This window comes from Streptomyces sp. NPDC048516 (genome assembly GCF_043199875.1).
Classification (GTDB): domain Bacteria; phylum Actinomycetota; class Actinomycetes; order Streptomycetales; family Streptomycetaceae; genus Streptomyces.
Genome location: NZ_JBICWS010000006.1, coordinates 359,035 through 386,030, shown reverse-complemented (window position 1 = coordinate 386,030; position 26,996 = coordinate 359,035). Strand labels below are relative to the sequence as shown.

Genomic DNA, 26,996 nt, shown 5'->3' with positions numbered 1-26,996 from the left:
AGGGCATGACCAATACTCCCGCTCCCGTCAATCTCACCGACAAGCTCGCGCAGTTCAGCGACCTGTGGTCGCAGAAGAAGATCGCTGACATCAACGACTACGAGGTCAAACTCGCGAAGCTGAAGGGGGAGTTCGTCTGGCACACGCACGACGAGACCGACGAACTGATGATGGTCGTCAGTGGCCGGCTCATTCTCCAGCTCAGGGACGGCGAGGTGGAGCTCGGACCCGGCGAGCTGTACGTCGTCCCCCGAGGCGTCGAGCACTGCCCGGTGGCCGAGGAGGAGACCGCCATCCTCCTGCTCGAACCGGCGGGCACGCTCAACACGGGTGACGCGGGCGGGCCCAGGAGCAAAGCACCCGAGGCCCTTTGACTCGTCAGCGCCCCTCCGCGGCGTACGCGACGAAGTCGGCCCGGGCGGCGCAACGACATCGCCTGCCAACTGCGGCCCCTGGCTGGGGTTCGCCTCTGGCCAGGCCTCCTGGCGGCCGCTGGAGCGGCGGCCGCCGCAGCCGTGCGAGCCATCCTGGGGCCCCGGTCACGGAAACGCCGTGACCGGGGCCCAGGATCAGCCACCGCGAAGGGGGCCGACCGCCGCTAGTTCCGGTACCGGAACACGATCCGGCCGCGCGTCAGGTCGTACGGCGGGAGCTCCACCAGCACCCGGTCTTCCAGCATGATCTTGATGTAGTTCTTGCGGATCTTCCCGCTGATGTGCGCGAGCACCTGGTGGCCGTTCTCGAGCTCCACGGTGAACATGGCGCTGCGCAGGCACTCGACGACCTTGCCCTCGACCTCGATGACATTCTTGTTCTTCGTCATCGCACCAGCTCCAGATTGCTGCTCATCGGCCGGGCGCCGATGCCCTCGAACAGCGACGAGGCTGCTTGGTTGGACTCGTGGACTTCGGTCCAGGCCGCGGCGGACCCGGAGCGGTGCAGCGTCCCCAGCGTGTGGGCCAGCAGCGCCCGCGCGATGCCGCGGCGCCGCTCGCCGGCCCGGACCGCGATCAGACCGATGCGCGGCCGGTTCACCGTCACCACGCGGATCAGACCCAGGTAGCGGTCCGGCGCCGCGGCCACCGCGTACTTCGACGGGTCGACGATGGTGTCGCCTTCGGGGCGGGGAATTACCTCCGCGGGCATCGACTGCCACCCGACGGTCGCCTCGACTTCGTCACGGATCGCGCGGTCCACCGCCCGCAGCAGACTCTCGTCCGCCTGACCGGCGGGCACGACCGTCACGCCCGAAGGCGGCAGGGCTGCTTCGAGCCCTGTGACCTGCGGGTCGGTCGGCACGACGTACTCCCACTCGCGGCGCCGGACCGTGAAACCGGCCCGCCGCCAGCCGGCCGTCAGCTCGATGTCGGCTTCGTCGACCACCGTGTACAGCGGCGCCGGCAGTTCCGCCGGCATCGCCTCGGCGAGCCGGTCGAAGACGGCGTCGTGCCAGGCGTCGATGCTGACGAACAAGCGGCCGTCGGGCCGGTGCTCCGCATGTCCGCGGCCGACCACCAGGTCGTCATCCAGTGCATGCCATTGCCTGTCCGCAACGCGCGTGATCACCACCGCGTTCCCGCTCAGGCCGGATGTGAAGGGCTTCGTGTTCATCGGAGTCTCCTTCCAGGAGTGCCTCGGTCTCAGGCGCTCCTGGCGGCACCGAACGTCAGCCGCCGGACCGTGACGGGTTGAGGGAGCACCCACGGGTAACTGTGTTCACGGGGGCTCACCTCCCTACGACGACTTCACGGTCCACCGCGAAAGTAGCAGCGGGGCGCCGCCGCACTCAACGCATTTCCTATGAGCTCGTAACGCGATCAGGATCCGGTCTTCTTGAGGCGTCTCCAGCAGATGAGGCTGCAAGCCAACGAGAGGAAGGGGTATACACAGCAGGCTCCCGGGACCAGGTCCCGGGAGCCTGCTGCTGGAGGACGAACGTGCGGGCTGATGGTCTTGTCAGCGTTGTCGTCCTGCTCGGGCCGGAGCATCGCGCCCCGCGGAGCTCACCGCCGTCCGCCCTTCGCCGTACTCCTGGCCGAGGCCGGAGTATGTCGGCGTCACGTCAGCCATGAAGCCGATCTGCGCTTCTTACGCCAGGTCGCAGGCCTTGATTGCGTACGCCTCCTTGACGTGGAGGTCCAGCAGCTCCCGCCAACATGCGTCGCTGCCCACCGGGCCTGGGACGGTTCCAGCGGCACATGCATGCTTCACCCCGGGGCCGACCTTGTAGCCCCTCCCGGCCAGGTATGCAGTGCAGTCTGACTGGGACGCCGAGGCCGGCGTCGCAAGCGCCACAGGCACAGCCGCTGCGATCAGGGTCAGAGACGCGGCGGCAGCTGCACGACGCAGCGCTCCCCGGTGGTTCGTACGAACTTTGTCGCGCATGGAACTTCCCCTCGTTTCCTGCATGGAGCTTTCCCCAGTTGCATCTTCTTGGCGCGGCCTTCCTCACCGAGTGCGCGCCGGTCATGCGCGCACTCGGCAACGTCGGCTGACGGGCACCGGGATACGAGAACACTCACCGGAGAGTGCCGCATCGGCGATACGGAGGTTCCGGGTATGGCGCTCTCGCGCCTCGCTGCCCTGCCAACGTGCGCCAGTCGAACAGATGATCACGATACCTGCGCGTCTCACACGCCGCCCGGGTTTTCGAAAGCCTCGCTCTGACGCGGCGGTACGGCTGGATCGCGCCGGGTGCGTCGGCTTCGGCGTCCGATCTGTCCGTCAAGTCCGCTCAGGTGAGCCCACCCACGGCAGCAGCCGTGCGCTCAACCCCCTTCGACGGCAAACGCGACGAAGTCGGCCCAGGCCGCCGGCTGGAGGTGCAGCCGCGGGCCCTGAGGGTTCTTGGAGTCGCGGATGTGGATGGTGTCGGGGGTGGTGGCGACCTCGATGCACTCGTTGCTGTTGCTGTCGCCGCTATAGCTGCTCTTCCGCCAGGCGACCTCGATGCAGTCGTTCCCGTTACTGCTGTCGCTGTAGCTGCTCTTCGTCCGCTCCAGCACGGAAGCGTTCACCGCAGAGGGCTTGAGGGTCATGTCTCTCCCAGCACTTTCTCGATGAAGGCCAGTGACTCCCGGGGCGTGAGAGCCTGGGCCCGGATGATGCCATAACGCAGCTCAAGGACCTGGATCTCCTTTGGGTGGGAGACGCGGCGATTGCCGTATTGCCCCTCGGAGTGACCTACAACTGAGCCCTCGCCGAACTTGAGTAGCTGGATCCGGCCGCCCATACCTGCGTGGTCCTCGCGGTCCGTCGGCATCACCTGGATCTCGACGTTCCGCAACTTGCCCACCTCCAACAATCGTTCGAGCTGCGGACGCAAGACCATTGTGCCTCCGAGAGGACGGCGAAGTGTCACCTCTTCCTGGACGAATGTGAGCGCCGGGGCGGGGGTGCGGTCGAAGATCGACCGTCGGGCCATGCGGGCGGCGACCTCGCGGTCTACCTTGTCTTGCGTCCATGCAGGCCGCCGCATCTCGAAGAGCGCCCGCGCATACTCCTCGGTCTGCAACAAGCCATGCAGGTTGTGGTTTTCGTACGAGCCCAGCTCGACGGTCTCGGACTCCCACCGCGTCAGGTCCCTTACCTTCTTCGGATATCGGGCCTGCTCCACGTCCTTCTTCATGGCGGCGACCTTGCCGTCCGCGCCTAAGACCTCATCTGCCTTGTCGAGGAACTCCGGGCGTGGGATGCGGGCGCCGCGCTCGATCTTGTAGATCAGGTTCTCTCCGTAGCCGACGGCCGCCGCGAACTCGGCCGGGCGTAGCCCCGCCGCCTCCCGCCACAGCTTCAGCTGGCGCCCGACCGTCTCGACGGTCGCCTGTGCGTCGTCTTCCGGGTCAAGTTCCCAACCCCCGTCTTCCACAGCGTCAACATTCATCCACTTCCACCTCCTGGACAGCGGGGACGCCTCTGGACAACCCGTGGACATCACCATGAGTACTGGCGCCATCACTATTCAGCGTAAGCACCCACGACCACGCTGAGTGACATGAATCAGGAAATCGCCGAGTACAAGCTCCAGTTCAAGGTTCAACTCTCCGCGACCCGTCGGGGCGCGCGCCTCGCGCGCCTGCTTGCCACTGAACAACTCCGCTCGTGGGGCCTGCCGTTCGAGTCCACGGCTCATGTGATCGCCGAGCTGGCCGCGAATGCCGCCACGCATGGGCGCGTACCGGGGCGCGATTTCCGCCTCGCCGTCCTGGCTGACGCGGACACGCTCCGTATCGAGGTGACGGACGCGCGCGGTGACCGGCTTCCGGTCCTGCAGTCGTCAGGGCTACGGGAATCGGGTCGCGGGCTGGTCCTTGTCGATGCGCTCGCCGACCGGTGGGGCACCTGCCGGGGGCCGGTCCCGTGCAAAACGGTGTGGGCGGAATTCGACCTTCCGATGTGGGGTCGATGAGACCGCGGGTGAGGAGACCGGCCGCCCGCCGACCGGAGGCCGGGAAACCGGGCGCCGGTCCGCCGCGGGCCGGGGTTTGGGCCGGTAAAAGACCCATAACCGCAGGTAGAGAAACCCATCCAACCCAGCCCGACCCAGCCTGACGCCACCCCGGTGCGCCCCCCGCCGTCACTCGCGCGGGTGATCCATGACCGGAAGACTCGCTTCCGCGGCCCTCGCCCCGGCACTCTCGGTAACGACACCCCCGCAATCCCGCACCCACCCGCACACATGCGACGGCCCCCGGCCGGGACTGGCATCCCGATCGAGGGCCTGACCACCGAGGAAGAGAAGACCTTCCTGATGGCTCAACAGAAGTCTAATGCGCCTGCGCGCGCCCAGCACGAGATTCGACGATCCCCGGCCGGCGTCCGCAAAGTCACCGAGTACCAGGACCCCGGCTACACGATCGTCGGCAACTGCCTCACCCAGCACCGCTCCCTGTCCGGCCTGGCGATCGGGCTCGCCGCCCACATCCAGTCGCTGCCCGAGGGAGCGCCGGTCGACATCCGTACGCTGGCCAAGCGCTTCCCCGAGGGAAGGGGCAGGATCGCCGCCGCCTTACGGGAGTTGGAGGCGTACGGCTATCTCGAACGGGTCCGGCGGCGCACCGACGACGGCCGGGTGGTCACGCTCACGATCTCGTACAACAACCCGGAGGCCACCCGCGCCCGTCGTGCGCGCGACGCCGCCGAGCAGGCCAAACGCCGTACGGCCGTCGAACCGCCGCCTCCCGCGCCGGTCCCGAACCCGGCGCTGGCCCCGGTCCTGGCTCCGGCCCCCGTAAGGCAACCCCCGCAGCCTGCCCGCACGGCGCAGCCCTCTCCCGTACCCGAGCCTTCGCCCGCGGCTCCGCCTTCGCCCGCACCGCAGCCATCCCCCGCATCACGCTCACCGGAGCCCGTGCCCCGCGCGCACCTCCGCCGCGACGACGCCCGCCTGCTGCTCTCCGTACAGGACATTCACCGCCTCACCCCGCCCGTCGCCGCCTGGCTGGAACGCGGCGTCGCCCCGGACGCCGTACGCAGCGCCCTGACCGCAGGCCTCCCACCCACGCTCCGCCACCCGGCGGCCCTGCTCGCCCACCGGCTTGCGGTGCTCCTTCCTCTGCCCCTCCCGGCGGCGCCTCCCTCCGCCCCCCAACCACAGGCGCCACCCCCGCTCCAGACCTGCGACGGCTGCGAACGCGCCTTCCGCGCCCCGGCCCCGGGCCTGTGCCGCGATTGCCGCCCCCGGCCGCGTCCGTAACGGAACAGCGGGCCGCTTCCTGACCCCCTGCGGGCCGCTTCCTCACTCCCTACGGAAGGGAACGGGACAGCGCAGAACCTTCATGAGGACGTCGACCGTCGCGCAGGCCGACCCTGCGCATCATGGGGGAACTGCGGGGCGGAGCCCTGGGTTTCGCCCCTTGCCGCAGCGGCGCGACGGCATGTCCTCCAGCGTGCTGCAGCAGCGCCTCACCGAACTGCAGGAAGGCCGACTCGTGGAACGCGATACCGAGGAGGGCTATCGCCTCACCGCGCTGGGCAGGGGTGCATCCGACGAATTGCGGGGGCTGCACCGGTGGTCCGAACACTGGGCGGCCTAACTCGATGACGTGTCCGCCGAGGGGGCGAACGCCGAGTGAACCATGCGCGGCTCGCAGGGAGTTGACGGTTCCTGCCTCGCCTTTCGCGGCGTTCCCCGCTGCTGCGGATAGCCGGACATTGAGTTATCAGTCGGCTGAAACACCGCGATGGACTGCCACGTGCGAGTTTCACAGAATCCGCAAGCTCAAGAAGTGTCAAGATCCGCTCAACCGGGTTCCCGGTGGAGATGCGGACTAGTACGTTCGTGGGTGACCAAGAACGGGCGCGGTATCTGACCCATACCGCCCTGTGTGAAAAGTTGAATGGGGAAATTCAATGAAGAGCCTTGCCGCGGGTGCGGTGTCGGGTGGGGCCGGGGCGCTGGTCGTCGGCCGGTACGTCAGCAGGGGCGCCGCCTCGGACAACGCGAAGAAGACGGTTGCGGGCGGCGTCACCGCCTGCCTCTCGCCGCTCGCCTGAAGGCTTAGGAAATCCTGATGGGCAAGATTGTATTCACTGTTCTCTGGGCCGGTGTGCTCCTCGCGGTGGACAGGGTGCTGGAGGGATTCACCTGGGCTCAGTATCTGGCGATATTCGCCCTGGCGGGAATTTACGCCTTTACCGTTGACAAGGTACCGGGGCCTCGCGGAAAGAGCTCCCGAGAAGGCTCCAAGGTTTAACTTTCCCGGCGTCAGTGGTTCCGGCCCTTGAGAGGTTTCACGTCCCCCGGGTGACCATCAACCGGCCCACCGCCTCCTCCAGTTCGGCGATGCGGTCGGCAAGACGCTCCTTGTCGGAACCTTTTGCGTCGCGCAGGAGGAGTTCCACCTCGGCGAGCTGGCCGGCGACTTCCGCGAGCCGGGACGCGTCGCCGGCGGCGGGCGCCGCGGCCGGCGTCGGCGAAGGGGGAGGCTCGGGAGACGCCGGGGCGCCGGGGCCTTCCGGCGGGATGGGCGGGTGCCCGGCCGGCCTCGTGGGCGAGGGGGCGGGCCGGTGTGAGGCCGAGTCCGTTCCGGCTGTGTCCGCTTCGGCCGTGCCCGTTCCGGCCGTGCCCGTTCCGGCGGTATCCGTTCTGGCCGTGGGCGCGGCCGGGGCCGTGGTCGTCGTGGTCGTGGCGGGCGGCGGGCCCTCGCCCCCGGCCTGAGCGTCCGAGGTCAGCAGACGCTTCAACTGTTCCGCCTGGGCGGCCAGTTGGCGGTTCTTGCGGTGGAGGTCGAGGAAGACGTTCACCTTGGTGCGCAGCAGCCAGGGGTCGAAGGGCTTGATGAGGAAGTCGGCGGCGCCGACCGTGTAGCCGCGGTAGGCGTAGTTCGGGTCGACCGAGGCACCGGTGAGGAGAATGATCGGGACGTCCTTGGTCTGGTCCAGACCCTTGATGTTGGCGGCGGTCTCGAAGCCGTTCATGCCCGGCATCAGCACATCGATGAGGACGACCGCGAATTCCTCGCGGAGCATGGCCTTCAGGGCCTCCTCGCCGGATCGCGCACGGACCACCTTCTGGGTGAGCGAGCCCAGTACGGCTTCCAGTGCGACGAGGTTTTCCTCCATGTCGTCGACGATGAGGATGCTGGATGAGGTGTCCGGTGCGGTCGTCATGAGGGCTCTCCCGCCGTTCCCGTTCCCCGGCCGTTCTCGGGGCTGTCGTCCTCGGAGCTGACGAACTCGGGGCTGGCGCCCTCGGGGTTGCGGCCCTCGGGGTTGCCGTCCTCGGGACTGATGACCTCGGCAGTGGCGCCCTCGGGGCTGACGGCCTCCGGGTGCGGGGCCGGATCGCCGTTGTGCGGGTCCAGGAGGCCGCAGATCACCGACAGCAGGCGGTCCACATCCACCGGCTTGGGGATGTAGTCATTGGCCCCGCTGTCGATCGCCCTTTCGCGGTCGCCCGGCATGGCCTTCGCGGTGAGCGCGATGACCGGCAGGGCCGCGAATCGAGGCGCTTGTCGGATCGCCTTGATCATCTCGTAACCATCCATTTCGGGCATCATGATGTCCATCAGCACCAGCGAGACGTCCGGTGTCCGGTCCAGGACCTCCAGCCCCTCGCGGCCGTTCTCGGCGTATTTGACGCTGATGCCGACCCGGCCCAGTACGTGGGTGAGCGCGAAGACATTGCGGATGTCGTCGTCGACGATGAGGATCCGGCGGTCGGCCAGGACCTCGCCGGGGCGTCCGCTGAGCCAGTCCCTGAGACGGGTGGTCTCCGGCCAGGTGACATCGCTGCCGTCGGGGGAGGAGGCGCCCAGGTGCGGCGCCTGATCCTGTTCCGGCTTGGTGGGGAAGACGTCGCCGACCTCACTGGCCTCACGGGAAGGGCTGCTCCGCGCGGTGAGGGCGGCCGGGCCGGGCGGCGTGGCCGTGAGCTGTTCGGCCAGGACGGGGCGGTCGGGGCCGGCCCGTGCGGTGCTGTCCGCGGGACGGGTGGCGGCGGTGGGGCTCGGTGCGGGGAAGGGGCCGGTGTAGCGCGCGGGCACGTACAGGGTGAAGGTCGAGCCGACGCCCGGTTCGCTCTCGGCGATGATCCGGCCGCCGAGCAGCGCGGCCATATCGCGGCTGATGGACAGGCCGAGGCCGGTGCCGCCGTATTTGCGGTTGGTGGTGCCGTCGGACTGCTGGAACGCCTCGAAGATGCCGTCGAGTTTTTCCGGTGAGATACCGATGCCGGTGTCCTTGACGGAGAGGGCGATGACGTCGTCGGCGGTACGGAGGGATTCCTCCTCGAATTCCGTGCCCGGTACGCGCTGGACGATGAGTTCCACGCTGCCGGAGGAGGTGAACTTCACGGCGTTGGACAGGAGGTTGCGGAGGATCTGCTGGAGGCGCTGCTCGTCGGAGAAGAGTTCCTTGGGGACGTTCTCGCCGACCTTGACGTCGAAGGTGAGACCGCGGTCGACGGTGAGCGGCCGGAAGGTGGCGCGGACGTAGTCGAGCAGCTTGATCAGCGGCAGGGCCTTGGGGTGGACGTCCATCCGGCCGGCCTCGATCTTCGACAGATCGAGGATGTCGTTGATGAGCTGGAGGAGGTCGGAGCCCGCGCGGTGGATGGTGACGGCGAACTCCACCTCCTGGGCGGAGAGCCGGCCGTCGGGGTTGTCGGCGAGGAGCCGGGAGAGCACCAGCAGGGAGTTCAGCGGGGTGCGCAGCTCGTGCGACATATTCGCCAGGAACTCCGACTTGTACTGGGAGGAGGTGGCGAGGAGGGCTGCCTTCTCCTCCAACTCGGCGTTCGTCAGCTGGAGTTCGTCGGAACGCTGGCGCAGCTCGGCGGTCAGGCGCTGGGACTCCGACAGCAGGGACTCGGTACGGGCGTTGGCGATGATGGTGTTGATCGAGACGCCGATGGTGTTCACGAACTGGTCGATGAAGGCGAGGTGGACCTCGCTGAACCGGCTGAAGGAGGCCAGCTCGATGACGCCGAGCACCTGGTCCTCGAAGAGAACCGGGAGGATGACGATGTTGGCCGGGGCCGCGGCGCCGAGCCCGGAGCTGATGGTGATGTAGTCGGGCGGGACGGCGTCGACGACGATGCGCTTCTTCTCCATGGCGGCCTGGGTGATCAGGCCCCAGCCGGGGGTGCCCAGCCGCAGCCGCGGCAGCGAGCGGCGGCCCTCGGGCTGGCCGGTGCCGTAACCGGCGATCAGCTCCAGGCCCTCGCCGGGTTCGGCGCCCGCCTCGGCCAGGAAGAACGCGCCGAACTGCGCGTTCACCAGCGGGGTCAGCTCGCGCAGGATCAGATCGGCGACCTCGACCAGGTCGCGGTGGCCCTGCATCAGGCTGGCGATACGGGCGAGGTTGGACTCCAGCCAGTCCTTGGCGCGGGTGGTCTCGCGGAGGTTGGCGACCATCAGGTTGACGTTGTTCTTCAGGGCGGCGACCTCGCCCTGGGCGTCCACGGTGATCGAGCCGGACATGTCGCCCTGGGTGACCGCGCTGGCCACCTCGGCGATCGCCCGGACCTGGGTGGTCAGGTTCAGCGCCAGCTCGTTGACGCTGGTGGTCAGCCGCTTCCAGGTGCCGTAGACGCCCTCGACCCGGGCCTGGCCGCCGAGCTGGCCCTCGCTGCCGACCTCACGGGCCACCCGGGTCACCTCGGACGAGAACGACGACAGGGTGTCGACCATCGTGTTGATCGTCGTCTTCAGCTCCAGGATCTCGCCGCGGGCGTCGACGTCGATCTTCTTGGACAGGTCGCCCTTGGCGACGGCGGTGGCGACCTGGGCGATGTTGCGGACCTGGGACGTCAGGTTGTCGGCCATGGAGTTGACGTTGTCGGTGAGGTTCTTCCACACGCCGGAGACGCCGTGGACCTGGGCCCGGCCGCCGAGCCGGCCCTCGGTGCCGACCTCGCGGGCGACGCGGGTGACCTCGTCCGCGAACGCCCGCAGCTGCTGGACCATCGTGTTGACGGTGTCCTTCAGCTCCAGGATCTCGCCGCGGGCGTCGACGTCGATCTTCTTGGACAGGTCACCGTTGGCCACGGCCGTGGTGACCTGGGCGATGTTGCGGACCTGGGACGTCAGGTTGAGCGCCATGAAGTTGACGTTGTCGGTGAGGTCCTTCCAGACCCCGGAGACGTCCCTGACCTGTGCCTGACCGCCCAGGTTTCCTTCGGTGCCGACCTCGCGGGCGACGCGGGTGACCTCGTCGGCGAAGGCGGAGAGCTGGTCGACCATCGTGTTGATCGTCGTCTTGAGCTCCAGGATCTCGCCCTTGGCCTCCACGGTGATCGTCTTGCCGAGGTCGCCCTGAGCGACGGCGGTGGCGACCAGGGCGATGTTGCGGACCTGGGACGTCAGGTTGTCCGCCATGAAGTTGACGCTCTCGGTGAGGTCCCGCCAGACCCCGGATACGCCCCTGACCTGTGCCCGGCCACCCAGCCGCCCTTCGGTGCCGACCTCGCGGGCGACGCGGGTGACCTCGTCGGCGAAGGCGGAGAGCTGGTCGACCATCGTGTTGATCGTCGACTTCAGCTCCAGGATCTCGCCCCGCGCGTCCACGGTGATCTTCTGGCTCAGGTCGCCGTTGGCCACGGCCGTGGTGACCTGGGCGATGTTGCGGACCTGCCAGGTCAGGTTGGACGCCATGAAGTTGACGTTGTCGGTGAGGTCCTTCCAGACCCCGGATACGCCCCTGACCTGCGCCCGGCCACCGAGCTGGCCCTCGGTGCCGACCTCGCGGGCCACCCGGGTGACCTCGTCGGCGAAGGCCCGCAGCTGGTCGACCATCTTGTTGACGGTCAGCTTCAGCTCCAGCAGCTCGCCGGTCGCCTCGACCGTCACCTGTTGGGTCAGGTCGCCGGTGGCCACCGCGGTGGTGACCACGGCGATGTCCCGGACCTGCGCGGTCAGCCGCGACGCCATGGTGTTGACCGCCTCGGTCACATGCAGCCAGTCGCCGGACAGCCCCTGGACCTTGGCACGGCCGCCCAGCCGGCCCTCGGTGCCGACCTCGCGGGCGACCCGGGTGACCTCGCCGGTGAACAGCGACAGCTGGTCGACCATGCGGTTCACCCCGCTGCCCAGCCGGCGCAAATCGCCGCGCAGGGCACGGTTGCCGTCGTGCAGATCGACCCGCTGGGTCAGGTCGCCGTCGGCCACCGCGTCCAGCACCCGGGTGGCTTTGGCGAGCGGGACCACCAGCGCCTGGAGCACGGTGTTGGCCGCCTCGATGTTCGTCGTCCAGGTCCCCTGCCCGGGGCTGGCGGAGATCCGCTCGTCCAGCCGGCCCTGCCGGATGACCTCGCTGCGTACGCGTTGCAGCTCGGAGGCCAGGTGGGCGTTGCGGGCGGCGATCTGGTTGAAGACGCCCGTCATGTCGGCCACCACGCCATCCGTGGAGGAGCCGTCCTGCGGGATATCCACGCGGGCGGTGAAATCCCCGTCCCGCAGCGCAATCATCGCCGCGAGGAGAGGCCGTAGCTCACTGGTCCGTACCCACTGCCCGTCGTGCCGGGGGACGGGGGGCTGCGGGGGCTCAGTGGGCTCGGGAGGCTCCGGGGGCGAAGAAGCAGACTCGGGCCGGACCGGGTCGAGCGCCATGGCACACCATCCCCCCAATGATCGTTGCGGAGAGAGTCGGTCGAGCGGGGTGATCCATTTGGGCAGATATGACATAGTATAAAGCGCTTGTAATCAGTTTTTCCCGGCATATTCAGGGGGCGCAGTGGTAGCGCTGTCCTCCCCGTACGCGACGGAATCCGTGTCCCGGAAAGGGCTGCCCGCGAACCAGCTCGCGGCCGCCGGGGCGCGTAAATTCGTGCGCGCGCTGCTCACCGAACGGGCGATGGCCCCGCCCGCCACGGCAGGGCCCGGTGCGGCGGCGATCAGTGCCGAGCTCATCCACGATGCCGTGCTGCTCACCAGCGAGCTGGTCACCAATGCCGTGATGTACGCCGGCACCGATATCGATGTGGCCTGCCGCCTGGAGCACGACGGACCGGCGGCCGCCGAGGGCGACGGGGAGCGCCGCCCGGCCAAAGTGGGCGTCGTGGTGGAGGTCTCCGACCGCCACCCCGCCCGGGGCGTACGCGGCGGGGTCGATGCCCGCACCGGAGAGCCGGGATTCGGACTCCAGCTGGTGGGCGCGCTGGCGGAGTCCTGGGGCGTGACCTACCGCCATGCGGTGAAGACGGTCTGGTTCCGCCTGGAGGCCACCGAGGGCGAGCCGCTGCGCGCCCGCGCCGCGCCCGCCGCGCCCCGCCGCGAATCGCCCGGCCCCGAGCCTCCCGTACGCCTGGGCCACCCCCCGCCCACGCCCGGCCGCCCGCACGGGTTCGCCGCCGAATGGGCCGACCGCGGTGGCCCGTCCTTCCTCGCCGAGACCAGCGAACTGCTGGCCGGGCAGCTCGACCAGGACATGGTCACCGCGCTCGCCGCCCAGCTGCTGGTGCCCCGGCTCGCCGACTGGTGCGCCATCTGGCTGACCACGGAGGGCGGCGGGGTGCAGCTGTCGCGGGTCTGGCACGTCGACGAGCGGCGGATCACCCCCCTCCGCGCGGAACTGGAACGGGACCCGCCGTCCGACATCATCCGCACCGCCGGCACCCCCTGGCCCTGGCCGGAATGTGCCGGTGCGGCCCCCTCGGGCGGTTCCGCGCTCGCCTTTCCCCTGGTCGCCCGCGACACCGATCAGGGCATGCTGCTGCTCGGCCGGGCGGGGCACCTCCAGATGACCGACACCGTGGTGCGGATGGTCGAGGACGTGGCACGCCGGGTCGCACAGGCCGTGTTCACCGCCCGCCAGTACACCCGGCAGACCACGATCAGCCTGGCGCTCCAGCGCCGGCAGCTGCCCGCGACGCTCGCCAGCATCCCCGGCGTCGACACCGCGATCGTCTATGAGCCGCACGGCGAGGGGCAGACCGTCGGCGGCGACTTCTACGACGTTTTCCCGATGGGCGACCGCCGCTGGTGCTTCCTGCTCGGGGACGTACAGGGCAAGGACCCCGAGGCGATGTCCGTCACCGGACTGGCGCGCCATCTGGTGCGGCTGCTGGCCCGCGAGGGGCATGGCGTCGAGTCGGTGCTCGGCAGGCTGAATCTGGCCATGGCCGAGGAGAGCGCGGAGGCGGTGGAACTGGGCGGCGAGCAGGCCACCTCCCGCTTCCTGAGCCTGCTGTACGGGGAGCTGGAGGTCGATCGGGGCGTCCCCGGGGCGCGCTGTACGGTCGCCAGCGCCGGCCACCCGCCACCGCTGCACATGTTCGTCGACGGTGCCGTGGAGCCGGCCTCCGACCCCCAGATGCTGCTCGGCATCGACGAGGGCACCGAATTCCACGCCAGTTCCTTCGCTCTCGCGCCGGGCGAGACGCTGCTGTGCGTCACCGACGGCGTCACCGAACGCCGGTGCGGCAACTGGCAGTTGGACGACAACGACGGCCTGATCGAGGTGATGCGTGACGGCATGGGCCTGGGTGCCAAGGCCCTCGCCGAACACGTACGGCGCGCCGCCCACGACTTCGGCACCGGCCCGGTCGAGGACGATCTGTCGGTGCTGGTCCTCCAGGCGGCGACGCCGGCGGCGGAGCGGAGGCCGTGAGGGGCGGCGCGGTTGCCCGGGGAGGGGCGGGCGGGCTGTCCGGGGCGGTGGCCCGACCGCCGGAGACGGGTGGCCGGGCCCGGGAGGCAGCCGGCCGGCGCCGCGGTCTCAGGCCCTGCCGCCGGCCTGGGTGGACACCGGCCTCCCACCGCCGGAGATCACCCCTCCGCCCATACCGGCGACGGGATCGAACTGCCCGCCGAAGAGCGGCCGCACGAGTGACGGGCCGTCGCCGGAAGGCCGCTGTGCCGGTGCGGCCTGCGGCGCCGCCTGAGCGGTACCGCACGCGAGCGCGCTGACGCCGCCGAGGGCGGCAACGACGAGGAAGCGGCGGAGGTGGGGGCGCATGTGATGCTCCTTCAGGAGGGGGCGGGTAGCCGAATAACCGAGTGACGGGGTGCCGGGTAACGACTGTGCGGGCGACCGGGGCACGTCTTCCGGATCGGTCCGGCCTCATCGGCGGCGCGAGGGGGGCGGGCAGGCGCGCAACACCACGAGGGGCGTGCGACGGACCCCCGTGCTCCGGATGCGACCCGCTCATGGCCGCATTCCGGCACGAGAGGGTAAGAACACACCTCGGAGGGCGTGACATACCGATCGGTATGCGCTGACAATCTCAGCACCACTACCCGCCCGTAACAAAGCGGAGGCACCCGGTGCTCAGCACGATGCAGGACGTACCGCTCACCGTCTCGCGAATCCTGGCCCATGGGGCGACGGTTCACGGCGAGTCGCAGGTCATCACCTGGACCGAGGGAGATCCGCACCGGCGCACCTTTGCCGAGGTCGGCCGCCGGGCCGCGCAGCTGGCCCAGGCGCTGCGCGAGGAGCTGTCCGTCGCCGAGGAGGAACGGGTCGGCACCCTCATGTGGAACAACGCGGAGCACCTGGAGGCCTATCTCGCGATCCCCTCCATGGGGGCGGTGCTGCACACGCTCAATCTGCGGCTGCCCGCCGAGCAGCTGGTGTGGATCATCAACCACGCCGAGGACCGGGTCGTGCTCGCCAACGGCAGCCTGCTGCCGCTGCTCGCCCCGTTGCTGCCCCGGTTGCCGAACGTCGAGCACATCGTCGTCGTCGGCCCCGGTGACCACTCCCTGGTGGCGGGCGGCCCGGCGCGGGTGCACGACTACGAAGAGCTGATCGCCGGGCGGCCGGAGAGCTACGACTGGCCCCGGATCGACGAGCGGGAGGCCGCCGCCCTCTGCTACACCTCCGGGACCACCGGCGACCCCAAGGGCGTGCTCTACAGCCACCGCTCCCTGTATCTGCACTCGATGCAGGTCAACACCGCCGAGGCGTTCGCGCTCAGCTCGCGTGACATCACGTTGCCCGTCGTGCCCATGTTCCACGTCAACGCCTGGGGCCTGCCGCACGCCGCCTTCATGGCCGGTGCCTCGCTGCTGATGCCGGACCGCTTCCTGCAGCCCGCGCCGCTCGCCGAGATGATCGAGACCGTACGGCCCACCATCGGCGCCGCCGTGCCCACGATCTGGCAGGGCCTGCTCGCCGAACTCGATGCGACCCAGCGCGATGTGGCCTGTCTGCAGACCGTCGTCATCGGCGGCTCCGCCTGCCCGCCCGCCCTGATGCGCGGCTTCGAGGAGCGGCACGGCATCCGCGTCGTGCACGCCTGGGGCATGACCGAGACCTCCCCGCTGGGCAGCGTCGCCCACCCGCCGGCCGGAGTCAGCGGCGACGACGAGTGGGCCTACCGCGCCACCCAGGGCCGCTTCCCCGCCTCCGTCGAGGCGCGGCTGATCGGCCCCAACGGTGAGCGGCTTCCCTGCGACGGCACGGCCGCGGGCGAACTGGAGGTCCGCGGCCCGTGGATCGCCGGCGCCTACTACGGCGGTGCGCAGAGCGGACCGCTCCGCCCCGAGGACAAGTTCAGCTCTGACGGCTGGCTGCGCACCGGCGATGTCGGCACCATCACCCCGAACGGCTATCTGACGCTGACCGACCGGGCCAAGGACGTCATCAAGTCCGGCGGCGAATGGATCTCCTCGGTCGAGCTGGAGAACCATCTGATGGCGCATCCGCATGTCGCGGAGGCAGCCGTGGTCGCCGTACCGGACGACAAGTGGGGTGAGCGGCCGCTGGCGACGGTGGTGCTCATCCAGGGCGCGACCATCGGGTACGAGGAGCTGAAGGCGTTCCTCGGTGAGCGCATCGCGCGCTGGCAGCTGCCGGAGCGCTGGGCGGTGATTCCGGCGGTGCCCAAGACGAGCGTGGGGAAGTTCGACAAGAAGGTGCTGCGCCGGCAGTACGCGGAGGGGGAGCTGGACGTGACGTTGCTGGCGTGAGCCGGCGGCGGCCCGGGCGCCGGCGGCAGGGCGCCGGGCCGGTGCCGGGTCGGGCCGGTGCCGGGCCGTGCCGCCGCCCACCGCGCTCAACTCGGTTCAGTCCAGCTGAGTACGACTCGACCCAGCTCCAGCTCAGCTCAGCTCCAGCTCAGCTCAGCTCCAGCTCAGCTCCAGCTCAGCTCAGCTCCAGCTCAGCTCAGCTCAGTTCGTGCCGATCTTGGCGAGCAGGTCGACGATCCGGGCCTGCACCTCGGCGCTCGTGGAGCGCTCCGCGAGGAAGAGCACCGTCTCACCGGCCGCCAGCCGCGGCAGCTGCGCCGGGTCCATGTCGGCGGAGGTGTAGACGACCAGCGGCGTGTGGTCGAGCAGGCCGTTGGCGCGCAGCCAGTCGACGACCCCGGCCCGCCGGCGGCGTACCTGCATCAGGTCCATCACGACCAGATTCGGCCGCATCTGCGTCGCGAGGGTGACCGCGTCGGCGTCGCCGCCGGCCCGTGCGACCTGCATCCCGCGCCGCTCCAGCGAGGTGGTGAGGGCGCCCGCGATGGCGTCGTTCTCCTCGATCAGCAGCACCCGGGGCGGGTGGACCTCGCTGTCGCGCGGCGCCAGCGCCTTGAGCAGGACGGCCGGGTCGGCGCCGTACGCGGCCTCCCGGGTGGCCTGCCCCAGGCCGGCGGTCACCAGCACCGGGACCTCGGCCGCACCCGCCGCCTGGCGCAGTGACTGCAGTGCGGTGCGGGTGATCGGCCCGGTCAGCGGGTCGACGAAGAGCGCCGCCGGGTACGCGGCGATCTGGGAGTCCACCTCTTCGCGGGAGTTGACGATGACGGGGCGGTAGCCGCGGTCGCTGAGCGCCTGCTGGGTGGCGACGTCCGGCGCCGGCCAGACCAGCAGCCGGCGCGGATTGTCCAGCGGCTCCGGCGGCAGCTCGTCATCCATCGGCATGGGCTGGCGGTCCATCACCTCTATGGCGCCGTTCGGGCCGTCCAGCGGCTCGGGGCCCTCGCTGCCCTCGTCGGGCGCGGAGATGGCAAAGGCCCGCCCCTCGCCGGCGTCCATCAGATGCGGCTGAGGCTGCGGCTGCGGCGGGGCGGGGGCCTGGTGCGGAGCCGGCGGTCTGGGCTGCTGTTGCTGAGGCTGCGGTGCACCGGGGTGCGCACGCGTCTCGGCCGGCATCGACCCGGCGGCCGCGCCCTCCTGCGGCGGCGCGGCGAGCTTACGGCGGCGGCCCGAACCTGCGGACGTACCGCCGGGGGGTGTGCTGCCGGGCGGCGGGGTGCCCGGGGGCGTGCTGGCCGGGGGCACCTGCGGGCGCTGCTGGTCGGCGATCTGCTGGGTGAACGGCACGCCCTGCCCGAGCGTGCGCACGCTGAACGCCCGCCCGTGGGAGTGTCCCGCGGCGTGCGCGTCGTCCTCGGCGGCGGGCGGCAGCGGCTGACGGTGCGGGGCGGCGGCGGGGCCGCTTTGCGGGGGTACGGGCGGCTGCCCCGCGGCCTCTTCGGCAGGGCTGGGGCGACCGCGCCGCCGGCCGGTGGGGGCGGGAGCGCCGGGCGCCTGGGGGTTCTGGGGATCGTGGGGGGCGGCGGGCGCGTCGGGCGGCTGAGGCGCACTCGCGTCCGGGGCCGGGGCCGTGGCCGGTGTCTGGGCCTGGGCCTGGGCCTGGGCGATCCCGGGCGCCGTGCCGGTGACCGTACCCGTCGCCTCCGCCGGCCCGGTGTGCTGCGCCACGAGCCCTTCCGGGCCCGCCACGAACGTGCCGGACGACTCGGAATCGGCCATGGCGGCCGCCGCCCGCTCCTCGGCAGCGGCCCGTCTCGCCCGCCGCCGGCCGGTCGGCTCGCCGTCCCACTCGCCCTGTGCCGCACCGGCGTTGACGGCCGCTTCCAGCTCGTATCCCGGCTGTCCGCCGGACGTCGCCTGCTCCGGCCCGTTGGCCACCGGCCGGCGCGCCCGACGGCGTCCCGTGCCGGCGGCCTCCTGAAGGCCGGCGGCCTCCTGCGGACCGGCCTGTGCGGGCACCTGGTCCCCGGTCGAGGGCAGCGACTGCGGGGTACGGTCCGCCGCGGCGGGCGGCAGCGCGAAGGCGGTACGCGCACCGGCCTGCTGCTGCCCCCCGGAGGCGGCGGCCGCCGATGCCCGCTCCCGGTCACCCTGCGCGGACCGCTCGGGTGCCTCGGCCAGCGCCCGGCGCGCCCGCCGGCCGCTCGGCTGTACGGGACCGAGGCCCTGCGGCCCGCCCGGAGCCGGTGCCTGACCGGGAACATGCGGCTGCCCGGGAGCCGGGGTCCGGCCCGGAGCCGGGGTCTGTCCCGGGACCGACACCTGCCCCGACGCCGAGGCCTGCCCGGGAATCTGCGGACGGGCAGGAGCCGGAGACGAGCCCGGAGCGGGGACCGGAGCGGACGCCTGCCCGTGGGCCGACGGCGTCGCCGCGGGCCCCTGGGTACCGGCCGCCGGCCCACCCTGTGCGCCAGCCACCGGGCCGTGTCCCGGCTGCTGCACCGATCCCGATGTCTGGCCCGATCCCGACGTGTGGCCCGATCCCGACGTGTGGCCCGTCCCGGAAGGGAGCGCGGGCAGCCCGCCGCCCTCCGTGGTGTCCTGCCGTGCCCGGCGCCGCCCGGTCGGCGGTACGGACTCGGCACCCGTCATGCCCGGCGGCAGCCCCGTACCGGCTGCCGGCCGGCCGCCCTGCGTACCCCGCGCGACGTCACCGTGCGGCGGATGCGCCCCGCGGCCGCCCTCGGCCGTCCCGGGACCCGTTTCGCCCGTCCTCGTCCCACCGTCGTCCATGGCACCGTGCGCCCCACCGGCCCCCGGCGCCGTGCCCGCCCCCATGGCCGGACCGCCCGGGTGCGTGCCGTGCTCCGCGTCCTGCTCCGCGCCCGAGTGCCGCGCACGGCGACGGCCCGTCGGCTGTGCCCCGCGCGCCTGGTCCGGCACCACGGCGCCGCGCTCCGCGCCACCGCCATTGCCACCGCCACCGAGAGGCCCACCGGACCCGCCACCGGTCCCACCGGTCCCACCGGACCCGCCGGAACCACCCGACCCGCCCTCGTCGCCGCCCTCGTGGCCCTCGCCGCCCGGCCCCTGATCGCCCTTGCCCGAGCCGTTCCCCGAGCCGTTGCCCGCGCCCTCGCCCGAGTCCGCGGCATTGCCCCGGGTGCCGCGCGCATGGGCAGCCGGTACCGGCATCACCGTCGTCTCGTTGCCGGTCGGCCCGTCCGCCCGGTCCGCGCCGCCCGTCGCGCCGTCCACCGTCGTGCCGTCCGCCACCACCGGCAGCTCCAGCACATACGCACTGCCGCCCGCGCCGGGCCCGCCGCCGGGCACCTCGTGCGTCTGCATCAGCCCGCCGTGCTTCCGCACGATCCCGCGGACGATCGGCTCATGGACCGGGTCGCCGCCGTCGAACGGGCCGCGCACCTCGATCCGTACGACATCACCGCGCTTGGCCGCCGCCACCACGATCGTCGAATCGCCGGGGATCGGCCCCGAACGCCCGCCGACGGCAGCCTCACCGGCCGACATCCGGCCCGTCGAATCCACCCCCGCGACATCCGCGATCAGGTGGGAGAGCGCCTGGGCGATCCGTTCCGCGTCGACCGTCGCCTCTATCGGCGGCGCATGCACCGCGAACTGCGCCCGGCCGGGACCGATCAGCTCGATCGCGCCCTCCACGCCGGCCGCGACCACACCGTCCAGGGAAACCTTCGTGCGGTTGAGCTTTTCCTTGCCGGAGTCCAGCCGCTGGTAGCTCAGGACGTTGTCGACCAGGGTCGTCATCCGGGCGTGGCCGGCCGCGAGGTGATGCAGGATCTGGTTCGCCTCGGGCCAGAGCTGGCCTGCCGGGTCGGAGGCGAGCGTGCCCAGCTCGCCCTTCAGCTCCTCCAGCGGCCCGCGCAGTGCCTGGTCGAGCACCGCAAGCAGCTGGGTGTGCCGGGCCGCCAGCGAGTCGAACGCACGGCGGTCGGTGAAGGTCATCACCGCACCGACGAGCTGATCGCCGTCCCGCACCGGCGCCGTCGTCAGATCGACGGGCACCGCCCGCCCGTCCTTCGACCACAGCGCCTGCCCGCGCACCCGGTGCTTGCGCCCGGACTTGAGCGTGTCGGCCAGCGGGGTGTCCTCCCACGGCAGCGCCGAGCCGTCCGCCCGCGAATGGTGGATCAGCGGGTGCAGCTCCTTGCCGCCGAGCTCGCTCGCCCGGAACCCCAGGATCTGCGCGGCGGACGGATTGACCAGGACGACCTTGCCCTCGGCGTCCACACCGACCACACCTTCGGCCGCGGCCCGCAGGATCATCTCGGTCTGCCGCTGCTGGCGGGCCAGCTCGGTCTCGGTGTCCAGCGTGCCGGTCAGGTCACGGACGACGAGCATCAGCAGCTCATTGCCCGTGTAGCCATTGCGGTGATCGGCGTACGCGGCCTCGAAGGCGGACTCGTACGGGGTGCGCCCGTCCTCCAGGTTGGCGCTGGTCACCTCGACCAGCAGCTCGGTCCCGTCCGTCCGCCGCGCGACCATGCGGGTCGGCTTCGTCCGGCCGCCCTCGGTGTCCTCGTCCCGGCGCCGCATGGAGCCGGGGATGCGCTTGGAGTCGAAGGAGGGCAGCAGATCGAGCAGCCCGCGCCCCACCAGGGCCGTGCCCGGCGCCTCGAAGGTCTCCAGCGCGATGGAGTTGGCGTTGACGACCGTGCCGTTGCAGTTGACGAGCAACAGCGCGTCGGGGAGGGCGTCGAGTATGGCTGCGAGGCGAGCAGCGCCTCGGGATGGCCTGCTGCTCACGACGACGCTTCCTCCCTGTTACCGCACCTTGCCGACCCACCGTGGCGGGTCGCTGGAATGGAGTCTACGGGCACTTGCCCCAGGCGCGGAGGCGGATGACGAGGAGGTAATGCCACGGCCTTGTGCGACTCACCGCACGCCCGACATGTGCCCCTCGTCCTGACCTGGCGCGCTACTAGGGCACGAACCGGGTCAGGAACTGGTCGACGGGAGCAGGGGTTCGAACCGGCCCCAGCGGCTGATCTCACACCCATTGGTGCGCCGGAAATCCGCGTTGACGGGACGCCCCGCCCAGGTCCCGGTGACATGCGCGGTGGCCGGGCCGCCGTACATCATCGTGCAGTTCACGCCCTGCGGTACGGGGGCGAACGGGTCTTTGCCCCACTTCGTCATCCCGTCCAGCTTGGCGCAGGCGCCCTTGATGTGGCGGTGGTTGCCCCCGCCCGGGTGGCAGTACAGCTCGAAGGTGCCATTGGTGGCCGCCGAACCGGAGCCGTGGACGGTGACGGTGAGGTGGTCGGCGGGGGTGCGGCGGGAAGCGGGTGTGCCGTGGCGGGGGGACGCGTCGCGGCCGGGGGGCGCGTCGTGGCCGGCGGGTGTGCCGTGGCCGAGGAGCGCGTCGTGGCCGGCAGGTGTGCCATGGCCGAGGAGCACGTCGTGACGAGCGGGTGTGGGGACGCGGTGATCGACGGATGCCGCGTGACCGGCGGGGGTGCGGTGATCGAGAGGCGCGCCGTCTTCAACGGGTCTGCCGTGATCAACGGGCCTGCCGTGATCAACGGGTCTGTCGTGCTCGGTGCGGCCGGGGTGAGCGGCGGCCGCGTGGTGCCCCGCGCCCGTGATGCCGCCCCCGGACCAGTGGTGCCGCAGCGGGATCGGGGCGGCCGACGCGGCAGGCGCCGCCAGGACCAGCGCGGCGCTGACGGAGACGACGGACACGGCGACGGCGGAGACGCGGCCCGCGGCGGCAGCGGTGGCGGTCAGGCGGGTCACGGCCGTGGTGGCGGCGCCGGCGGCCGCGGCGAAGAGGGATGACGTCTGGCGGTGCGGCATCACAGGCTCCAGGGAGGCGAGTGCGGGGCGGTACGCGGTACGTACACGCCGGGGGCGCACGACGACGCCAGCCGCCACGGCCCCGATACCTCTAACGCGCTGCCGCCCCCGACGTTGCGCTGCAGGAACGTCTTTGCTCGCCGACCCGCTCGCCTAGTACCGTAGGGGGCGATTGGTGACAGCCCCGGGGGCTGTGCCATCATCTGGACACACCACAGCGTGCCTGCACGCGTGGAGTGTGTGGAGGCGTCGCCTAGTCCGGTCTATGGCGCCGCACTGCTAATGCGGTTTGGGGCTTACCCCCCATCGAGGGTTCAAATCCCTCCGCCTCCGCTCTTCTTCGTTCAGGCCCTAGTCCTCACCGACCGGGGCCTGAACGCTTTTGTGCGCTTCCGAAGCGATCTTCCCTCTCCGCCCCGGTGAAGCGATCTTTCCCCCCACGGGCAATCTGCTCCCCGGCTCCCCACACCCGCGGAGTGATGCGGAGTGATCTTGCCTTCCCCGCGCCCCCTTCACGCAGCCCCTTCACGCGGCACCGGATTCACCCATCCGGGGCGACCCACGCCCCGCCATGCCGTCCATGGGCACCATCCAGGCCAACCGGATCCCGCATCCAGGCCAACCGGCTCCCGCGTACTGGGCGACGGTCACCCATCCACGCGACCCTGGACGCATGACACCTCAAGACCGCTCACCCTCGTCGGCGACCGACTACGCCATCGGGGGCATCCCGCTCCCCGACAGCCGGCTGGCCCGGGAAGCCACCGAGCTGATCCGCGATGTCACCGACGACCTCATCTACCACCACTCCCGCCGCGTCTACCTCTTCGGCGCCCATCACGGTCGCCGGCACGGCCTGGCCTTCGACCCGGAGCTGCTGTACGTAGGGGCGCTCTTCCACGACCTCGGTCTCACCGAGAAGTTCCGCACCTCCCAGCAGCGCTTCGAGCTCGACGGCGCCGACGAGGCCCGAGCTTTCCTGACCGCCCGCGGTATCCCCGCGGACCGCGCCCGCCTGGTGTGGGAGGGCATCGCCCTGCACACCACCCCGGAAATCCCGCACCACATGGCCCCGGAAGTGGCGCTCGTCACAGCCGGCGTCGAACTCGACGTCCTCGGCGTCGGCTACGACACCCTCCCCCCGGAGACCCGCGAGGCCGTTGTCGCCGCGCACCCGCGCCCCGACTTCAAGCACCGCATCCTCCACGCCTTCCACGCCGGCCTGGCTCACCGCCCCCAGACCACCTTCGGCAATGTGAAGGCCGACGTCCTGGACCGCTTCGAAGAGGGCTACACCCGCCCGAACTTCGTCCGGATCATCGAGGACTCCCCCTGGCCCGAATAGCCCACCGAACCTCCCCAGAGGTTCGTTTCCGCAGGTCAGAGGTGCTGCGAGCAATGGATTTCGCCTCACGGCGCAGGTCATGTAATGTTGTTCCCGCAACGCCGACCGGCAAGAAAAACCGCCGGAAAGCCAAGCGCTCGTAGCTTAACGGATAGAGCATCTGACTACGGATCAGAAGGTTGCAGGTTCGAATCCTGCCGAGCGCACAGCAGGCCAGAGGCCCCGTTCAATATCGAACGGGGCCTCTGGTGTTTCTCTTGACGGCAGTGATTGACGGCAACCGCCTCAGCAGTCGGTGCGAGGTCGATCAGATGGCTACCGGAACGCCGGCCGTGCCGTCGTCATCATCCGGAGGGTTGCCGTCACCCCTCAACACTTCCCCCATGCGGTCGAAGGCGGAGCGCTGGGAGTCGAGCCGCACGAACGTGTAGATGTCCATGGTCACGCGGATCGAGCTGTGGCCCAGCACTTCCATGATCATGCGGGCATCGGCGCCCTGCTCGTGGAGCAGTGACGCGCACGTGTGACGCAGGTCATGAAAGCGCACCCGGCGGACCTCTGCACGGGCGCACAGAACTTCGAAGGACCGGTTCAGGTTGCGCGGCTCGATGGGGGTTCCGTTCTTCGTGGTGAAGACCAGGTCGTGCCCCGCTCCCTTCCAGGTGTCGCCCGCCGCCTTCCTGTCGGCGATCTGTTGGGCGCGCTGGGCACGGAGAGCCGTCACACACTCGGATGGCAGCGCCACACGACGGGCCGAGCGCTGCGTCTTCGGTGCGACGATTAGCAGCTCCCCGCCGACCCGCTGAAGCGCCTGCCGGACGGTGACGACGCCTTCGTACAGGTCCACGTCCGACCAGCGCAGGCCCAACACCTCACCACGTCGCAGGCCGATGCGGACCGCGAGTTCGTACGCGGCCCACAGCCGGTTGGGCCGAGCCGCAGCCAGGAGTCGGCGCCCTTCCTCTGCCGTCAGCGGTTCGATCTCGCGCTTCGTGCCCATGCTCAGCTCGACGTTTCGGGCGACGTTGCGCGGCAGCTCGTCCTCACGCACCGCGTGCTGGAGGGCGGCGCGCAGGAGCACCAACAGGAAGCGCACGGTCCGGTCAGACGGGAGCTTCTTGCAGCACTTCCCGAGGGCACAGCAGCGCTGCTTGTGCTCCGGACGGCTCTTGTCCTTGCCCTGCGCGCAGCACTGGCAGGTGGCAGCCGTCTTGGTGAGGAACGCGCGGATGTCGCGGGCGGTGAGCCGCGCCAGCTTCTTCCTGCCGAAGTCCGCGGTGACGTAGTTGCGGACCAGCGACTCGTAGTTGACGTAAGTCGTCCTGCGGACCTTGCCCTTGGCGACGCTCGACAGCCAGTACGTCAGGTACGCGCTCAGCGTCATCTTGCTGGTCGCGACCGGGAGACCGTTCAGGGAGTCGGCCTTGAGCCTGGTCAGCTTCTCGTGCGCGTCGTCCCCCCAGGTCCTGCCGTAGACGCTGCGCCGCTTGTACGTGCCGTCGTTGGTGAGTACGTACGCGCTGCCCTCCCAGCGGCCGTCCTTGCGCTGGTAGATGGTGCCCTCATTGTTGGCGTTCTTCTTCGGCTTGGAGGCCATCAGGCAGCTTCCTGTTCTGTGCGGAGGGATATGTAGGCGTCCAGGGCGGCCTCATTGATGCGACGGCACCGGCCGATGGTCAGGGAATTCAGCTCACGGGAGCGGATGAGGTTGTAGACCGTCCAACGGCTCACGCAGAGCCGTGCAGCTACCTGGTCAACGGTCAGCAGCGCACTCGGCACTGAGGTCACCTTCCTCCTGGCGGAACCGGAGTTCTTGTTTGTTCTCGTAGCGGACTTGAGCAGCGAGAAGTTCTTCGCCGGGGCGGTAGCCGGAGGCGAGGTAGGACCAGGAGGATTCGGTGACGAGGGTGCTGCTCTCGTCCGGAGCGTGCAGGCCGGCGCGGGCACGTGCCTGCTCCACCCGCCAGGCCCTGCGCACATCGCGGAGGGCGCCGAGGGTGGTGGAGTAGCGGCGGGATTTGGTGGAGAAGTGGCCGCGGAATCCGAGCATGTGCGCCCACTTGGAGAGCTTGAGGTCAGCGAACTCGGGGAACTGGCCGAGTTCCCACGCCGTGCTGATCATGCGGCGGACGTGATCCTGTACGGGCAGGCTCTCGATGGGCTCGGTCTGTCCTGTGCCTTCGCAGTGATGGCACAGGTCGCGGAAGCGGCCAGGCGGAATGTCGAGGCGTGGGCGGTTGCCGTCGGGGTTCCTGGGGGTGTCGGCCCGCTTCCATAGGCGCTCGCGGCGGTACCCATCGGGCCCCATCTGGTAGCCGCGCCCACCGCAGGGGGCGCAGATCAGCGAGCGGTCGACGGCGCCGGAGTCTTCGGCGCTTTTGGTGGCGTACTTGGCGACGTATCCGGCGACGGCCTTGTCAGTGAGTTCGCCGTCGCCGAGTGCCGTGATCTCACGGACGTCGAGGCGGGCACCCCAGCGGATCTCGCGGTCTCCGGTGTGGGCGGAGGTCACCGTGAGACGGGCGCGGGTATCCCTCCCGTGGGATTCCGCTGCGTTCTTGATCGTGGCGCTCTCGATAGCGGTCTTCAGGGCATCGACGGTGGCCCAAGTGGGCGGGGGCTGGTTGCTGCCCTTGGGCCCATCGAGGCGGATGACGGCGTGGAAGTGGACCAAGCCGCGCTTTTGGTACTCGGCGACCTTGGCGAAGGAGATCCGCAGTGCGGCGTTCAGAGCCTTTTGGGTCATGCCGAGGTGCGCAGCGAGGGCACGGCGAATGTAGGTGGTGGTCCGGGCCCACAGGGCGCCCGCGTGGGCGTTCCAGAGGACGGCGCCGGTGTAGTCATAGGTGGACGGGCGCAGCGGTGTACCCAACTCAGGTGATTCTTCCGCATGTTGGGCACCGCAGGCACAGCGAGGCTTGTCGGTGGGGCGATTGTGGACGGGGCCGAAGGAGGGGGCGGTGAGGGTGGCGAAGACGCGGGGGTGGGTGCGGACGGTTTCGGGGACGGTCTTGCCACCGGAGAGTCCGGCTTTGATCAGGTGGTAGGTGTCGGCGGCGTAGACGCGTGAGCAGGAGGGGCAGCGCGAGGCGCGGCGGTTGCCGCAGGTGGTCAGCAGGCGGCCGGTCGGTTCTTCGGTGGTGCTGTAGGAGCGCAGGACGGTACGGGTGGTGGCGTCGAGGGTGGTGGTCTGGCGACGAGGTTGACGGGCCGGGTGCATCCGGCGACTTGGCGGACCTGTTCGTTGACGCGGTCGAAGTCGTCGAGGTTGGCCAGCTCGATCAGGTCCCGCACGGCGAGGCTCTTCACGTGGCTCAGGTCGAGCATGCGGGGCATTGAGGCTGTCCTTTCCGTTGGGAAGGGGCCCCGAGCAGCACCGGACAGGGGTGTGGTGCTGCTCGGGGCATGGCGAACCGAGGCCGGTAGGCCAGGTCGGGGGAATTTGCCGGAAAGGCCGG

At 70.5% G+C, this 26,996-nt stretch carries 19 protein-coding genes, 2 tRNA genes and 1 pseudogene; 10 read left to right on the top strand and 12 right to left on the bottom strand.

Features of this window, described 5'->3' with window-relative positions:
• Positions 1–5: 5 nt before the first annotated feature.
• Complete coding sequence (locus tag ACGFR7_RS15530) at positions 6–374, top strand: cupin domain-containing protein (RefSeq protein WP_393318432.1); 369 nt, start codon at positions 6–8, stop codon at positions 372–374.
• Between the two features lie 224 nt (positions 375–598).
• Here the strand turns inward: ACGFR7_RS15530 and infA are convergent, their stop codons facing one another.
• From infA to ACGFR7_RS15510, 4 genes are all read right to left on the bottom strand, one after another.
• On the bottom strand, positions 599–823 hold the full coding sequence (gene infA, locus ACGFR7_RS15525) for a translation initiation factor IF-1 (protein ID WP_010981942.1): 225 nt from the start codon (positions 821–823) through the stop codon (positions 599–601).
• The gene (locus tag ACGFR7_RS15520; RefSeq protein WP_393318429.1) at positions 820–1,611 is read right to left on the bottom strand and encodes a GNAT family N-acetyltransferase; all 792 of its coding nucleotides are present in this window, start codon (positions 1,609–1,611) and stop codon (positions 820–822) included. Before ACGFR7_RS15520 ends, infA begins: the two co-directional genes overlap by 4 nt.
• Before the next feature lie 1,157 nt (positions 1,612–2,768).
• The gene (locus ACGFR7_RS15515; RefSeq protein ID WP_393318426.1) at positions 2,769–3,038 is read right to left on the bottom strand and encodes a DUF397 domain-containing protein; all 270 of its coding nucleotides are present in this window, start codon (positions 3,036–3,038) and stop codon (positions 2,769–2,771) included.
• Positions 3,035–3,883, bottom strand: a complete 849-nt coding sequence (locus tag ACGFR7_RS15510; RefSeq protein ID WP_393318601.1) for a helix-turn-helix domain-containing protein — start codon at positions 3,881–3,883, stop codon at positions 3,035–3,037. The genes ACGFR7_RS15515 and ACGFR7_RS15510 overlap by 4 nt, the downstream gene beginning before the upstream one ends.
• A gap of 111 nt (positions 3,884–3,994) precedes the next feature.
• Between ACGFR7_RS15510 and ACGFR7_RS15505 the strand changes: the two genes are divergently transcribed.
• From ACGFR7_RS15505 to ACGFR7_RS15490, 4 genes are all read left to right on the top strand, one after another.
• Positions 3,995–4,408 (top strand): ATP-binding protein, encoded by a 414-nt coding sequence (locus ACGFR7_RS15505; protein WP_393318424.1) that lies wholly within the window; start codon positions 3,995–3,997, stop codon positions 4,406–4,408.
• A 270-nt stretch (positions 4,409–4,678) separates the two neighbouring features.
• Positions 4,679–5,695: a helix-turn-helix domain-containing protein gene (locus ACGFR7_RS15500; protein WP_393318421.1), complete on the top strand. Its 1,017-nt coding sequence runs from the start codon at positions 4,679–4,681 to the stop codon at positions 5,693–5,695.
• Positions 5,696–5,876: 181 nt separating this feature from the next.
• Positions 5,877–6,035 carry a winged helix-turn-helix transcriptional regulator gene (locus ACGFR7_RS15495; protein WP_393318418.1) on the top strand — a complete coding sequence of 53 codons (159 nt, stop codon included), beginning with the start codon at positions 5,877–5,879 and terminating at the stop codon, positions 6,033–6,035.
• 316 nt (positions 6,036–6,351) lie between these two features.
• Positions 6,352–6,495: a hypothetical protein gene (locus tag ACGFR7_RS15490; RefSeq protein WP_393318415.1), complete on the top strand. Its 144-nt coding sequence runs from the start codon at positions 6,352–6,354 to the stop codon at positions 6,493–6,495.
• 237 nt (positions 6,496–6,732) lie between these two features.
• Here the strand turns inward: ACGFR7_RS15490 and ACGFR7_RS15485 are convergent, their stop codons facing one another.
• Complete coding sequence (locus tag ACGFR7_RS15485) at positions 6,733–7,611, bottom strand: two-component system response regulator (RefSeq protein WP_393318412.1); 879 nt, start codon at positions 7,609–7,611, stop codon at positions 6,733–6,735.
• Positions 7,608–11,909: a HAMP domain-containing protein gene (locus tag ACGFR7_RS15480; protein WP_393318410.1), complete on the bottom strand. Its 4,302-nt coding sequence runs from the start codon at positions 11,907–11,909 to the stop codon at positions 7,608–7,610. The genes ACGFR7_RS15485 and ACGFR7_RS15480 overlap by 4 nt, the downstream gene beginning before the upstream one ends.
• Positions 11,910–12,210: 301 nt before the next feature.
• On the opposite strand from ACGFR7_RS15480, the gene ACGFR7_RS15475 reads away from it, so the two are divergent.
• The gene (locus tag ACGFR7_RS15475; protein ID WP_393318407.1) at positions 12,211–14,049 is read left to right on the top strand and encodes a SpoIIE family protein phosphatase; all 1,839 of its coding nucleotides are present in this window, start codon (positions 12,211–12,213) and stop codon (positions 14,047–14,049) included.
• 108 nt (positions 14,050–14,157) lie between these two features.
• Here the strand turns inward: ACGFR7_RS15475 and ACGFR7_RS15470 are convergent, their stop codons facing one another.
• The gene (locus ACGFR7_RS15470) at positions 14,158–14,397 is read right to left on the bottom strand and encodes a hypothetical protein (protein ID WP_393318404.1); all 240 of its coding nucleotides are present in this window, start codon (positions 14,395–14,397) and stop codon (positions 14,158–14,160) included.
• 308 nt (positions 14,398–14,705) lie between these two features.
• Between ACGFR7_RS15470 and ACGFR7_RS15465 the strand changes: the two genes are divergently transcribed.
• On the top strand, positions 14,706–16,355 hold the full coding sequence (locus ACGFR7_RS15465; protein ID WP_393318401.1) for a long-chain fatty acid--CoA ligase: 1,650 nt from the start codon (positions 14,706–14,708) through the stop codon (positions 16,353–16,355).
• Between the two features lie 201 nt (positions 16,356–16,556).
• Here ACGFR7_RS15465 and ACGFR7_RS15460 read toward each other — a convergent pair whose 3' ends face one another.
• Together ACGFR7_RS15460 and ACGFR7_RS15455 are read right to left on the bottom strand one after the other, a co-directional pair.
• The gene (locus ACGFR7_RS15460) at positions 16,557–21,140 is read right to left on the bottom strand and encodes a PAS domain-containing protein (protein ID WP_393318398.1); all 4,584 of its coding nucleotides are present in this window, start codon (positions 21,138–21,140) and stop codon (positions 16,557–16,559) included.
• A gap of 192 nt (positions 21,141–21,332) precedes the next feature.
• Positions 21,333–22,193 (bottom strand): SSI family serine proteinase inhibitor, encoded by an 861-nt coding sequence (locus ACGFR7_RS15455; protein WP_393318395.1) that lies wholly within the window; start codon positions 22,191–22,193, stop codon positions 21,333–21,335.
• 242 nt (positions 22,194–22,435) lie between these two features.
• On the opposite strand from ACGFR7_RS15455, the gene ACGFR7_RS15450 reads away from it, so the two are divergent.
• The 3 genes from ACGFR7_RS15450 to ACGFR7_RS15440 all read left to right on the top strand — a co-directional run bounded on the left by ACGFR7_RS15450 (position 22,436) and on the right by ACGFR7_RS15440 (position 23,744).
• Positions 22,436–22,526, top strand: a tRNA-Ser gene (locus tag ACGFR7_RS15450).
• Positions 22,527–22,866: 340 nt separating this feature from the next.
• Positions 22,867–23,538: an HD domain-containing protein gene (locus ACGFR7_RS15445; protein ID WP_393318392.1), complete on the top strand. Its 672-nt coding sequence runs from the start codon at positions 22,867–22,869 to the stop codon at positions 23,536–23,538.
• A gap of 133 nt (positions 23,539–23,671) precedes the next feature.
• Positions 23,672–23,744, top strand: a tRNA-Arg gene (locus ACGFR7_RS15440).
• Between the two features lie 101 nt (positions 23,745–23,845).
• Here ACGFR7_RS15440 and xerC read toward each other — a convergent pair.
• The 3 genes and pseudogenes from xerC to ACGFR7_RS15425 all read right to left on the bottom strand — a co-directional run bounded on the left by xerC (position 23,846) and on the right by ACGFR7_RS15425 (position 26,874).
• On the bottom strand, positions 23,846–25,135 hold the full coding sequence (gene xerC / locus ACGFR7_RS15435; RefSeq protein WP_393318389.1) for a tyrosine recombinase XerC: 1,290 nt from the start codon (positions 25,133–25,135) through the stop codon (positions 23,846–23,848).
• Positions 25,135–25,269, bottom strand: a complete 135-nt coding sequence (locus ACGFR7_RS15430) for an excisionase family DNA-binding protein (RefSeq protein WP_393318386.1) — start codon at positions 25,267–25,269, stop codon at positions 25,135–25,137. Before ACGFR7_RS15430 ends, xerC begins: the two co-directional genes overlap by 1 nt.
• A gap of 22 nt (positions 25,270–25,291) precedes the next feature.
• Positions 25,292–26,874 (bottom strand): annotated as a pseudogene (locus ACGFR7_RS15425) (replication initiator).
• Between the last annotated feature and the right edge of the window lie 122 nt (positions 26,875–26,996).

Excerpts from the sequence above, each read along its gene's own strand:
- ACGFR7_RS15480 (WP_393318410.1), bottom strand. The coding sequence starts at position 11,909 with ATGATTGCGCTGCGGGACGGGGATTTCACCGCCCGCGTGGATATCCCG.
- ACGFR7_RS15520 (WP_393318429.1), bottom strand. The coding sequence starts at position 1,611 with ATGAACACGAAGCCCTTCACATCCGGCCTGAGCGGGAACGCGGTGGTG.
- infA (WP_010981942.1), bottom strand. The coding sequence starts at position 823 with ATGACGAAGAACAAGAATGTCATCGAGGTCGAGGGCAAGGTCGTCGAG.
- ACGFR7_RS15495 (WP_393318418.1), top strand. The coding sequence starts at position 5,877 with ATGTCCTCCAGCGTGCTGCAGCAGCGCCTCACCGAACTGCAGGAAGGC.
- xerC (WP_393318389.1), bottom strand. The coding sequence starts at position 25,135 with ATGGCCTCCAAGCCGAAGAAGAACGCCAACAATGAGGGCACCATCTAC.
- ACGFR7_RS15500 (WP_393318421.1), top strand. The coding sequence starts at position 4,679 with ATGCGACGGCCCCCGGCCGGGACTGGCATCCCGATCGAGGGCCTGACC.
- ACGFR7_RS15455 (WP_393318395.1), bottom strand. The coding sequence starts at position 22,193 with ATGCCGCACCGCCAGACGTCATCCCTCTTCGCCGCGGCCGCCGGCGCC.
- ACGFR7_RS15530 (WP_393318432.1), top strand. The coding sequence starts at position 6 with ATGACCAATACTCCCGCTCCCGTCAATCTCACCGACAAGCTCGCGCAG.
- ACGFR7_RS15445 (WP_393318392.1), top strand. The coding sequence starts at position 22,867 with ATGACACCTCAAGACCGCTCACCCTCGTCGGCGACCGACTACGCCATC.
- ACGFR7_RS15505 (WP_393318424.1), top strand. The coding sequence starts at position 3,995 with ATGAATCAGGAAATCGCCGAGTACAAGCTCCAGTTCAAGGTTCAACTC.
- ACGFR7_RS15515 (WP_393318426.1), bottom strand. The coding sequence starts at position 3,038 with ATGACCCTCAAGCCCTCTGCGGTGAACGCTTCCGTGCTGGAGCGGACG.
- ACGFR7_RS15485 (WP_393318412.1), bottom strand. The coding sequence starts at position 7,611 with ATGACGACCGCACCGGACACCTCATCCAGCATCCTCATCGTCGACGAC.
- ACGFR7_RS15490 (WP_393318415.1), top strand. The coding sequence starts at position 6,352 with ATGAAGAGCCTTGCCGCGGGTGCGGTGTCGGGTGGGGCCGGGGCGCTG.
- ACGFR7_RS15510 (WP_393318601.1), bottom strand. The coding sequence starts at position 3,883 with ATGAATGTTGACGCTGTGGAAGACGGGGGTTGGGAACTTGACCCGGAA.
- ACGFR7_RS15470 (WP_393318404.1), bottom strand. The coding sequence starts at position 14,397 with ATGCGCCCCCACCTCCGCCGCTTCCTCGTCGTTGCCGCCCTCGGCGGC.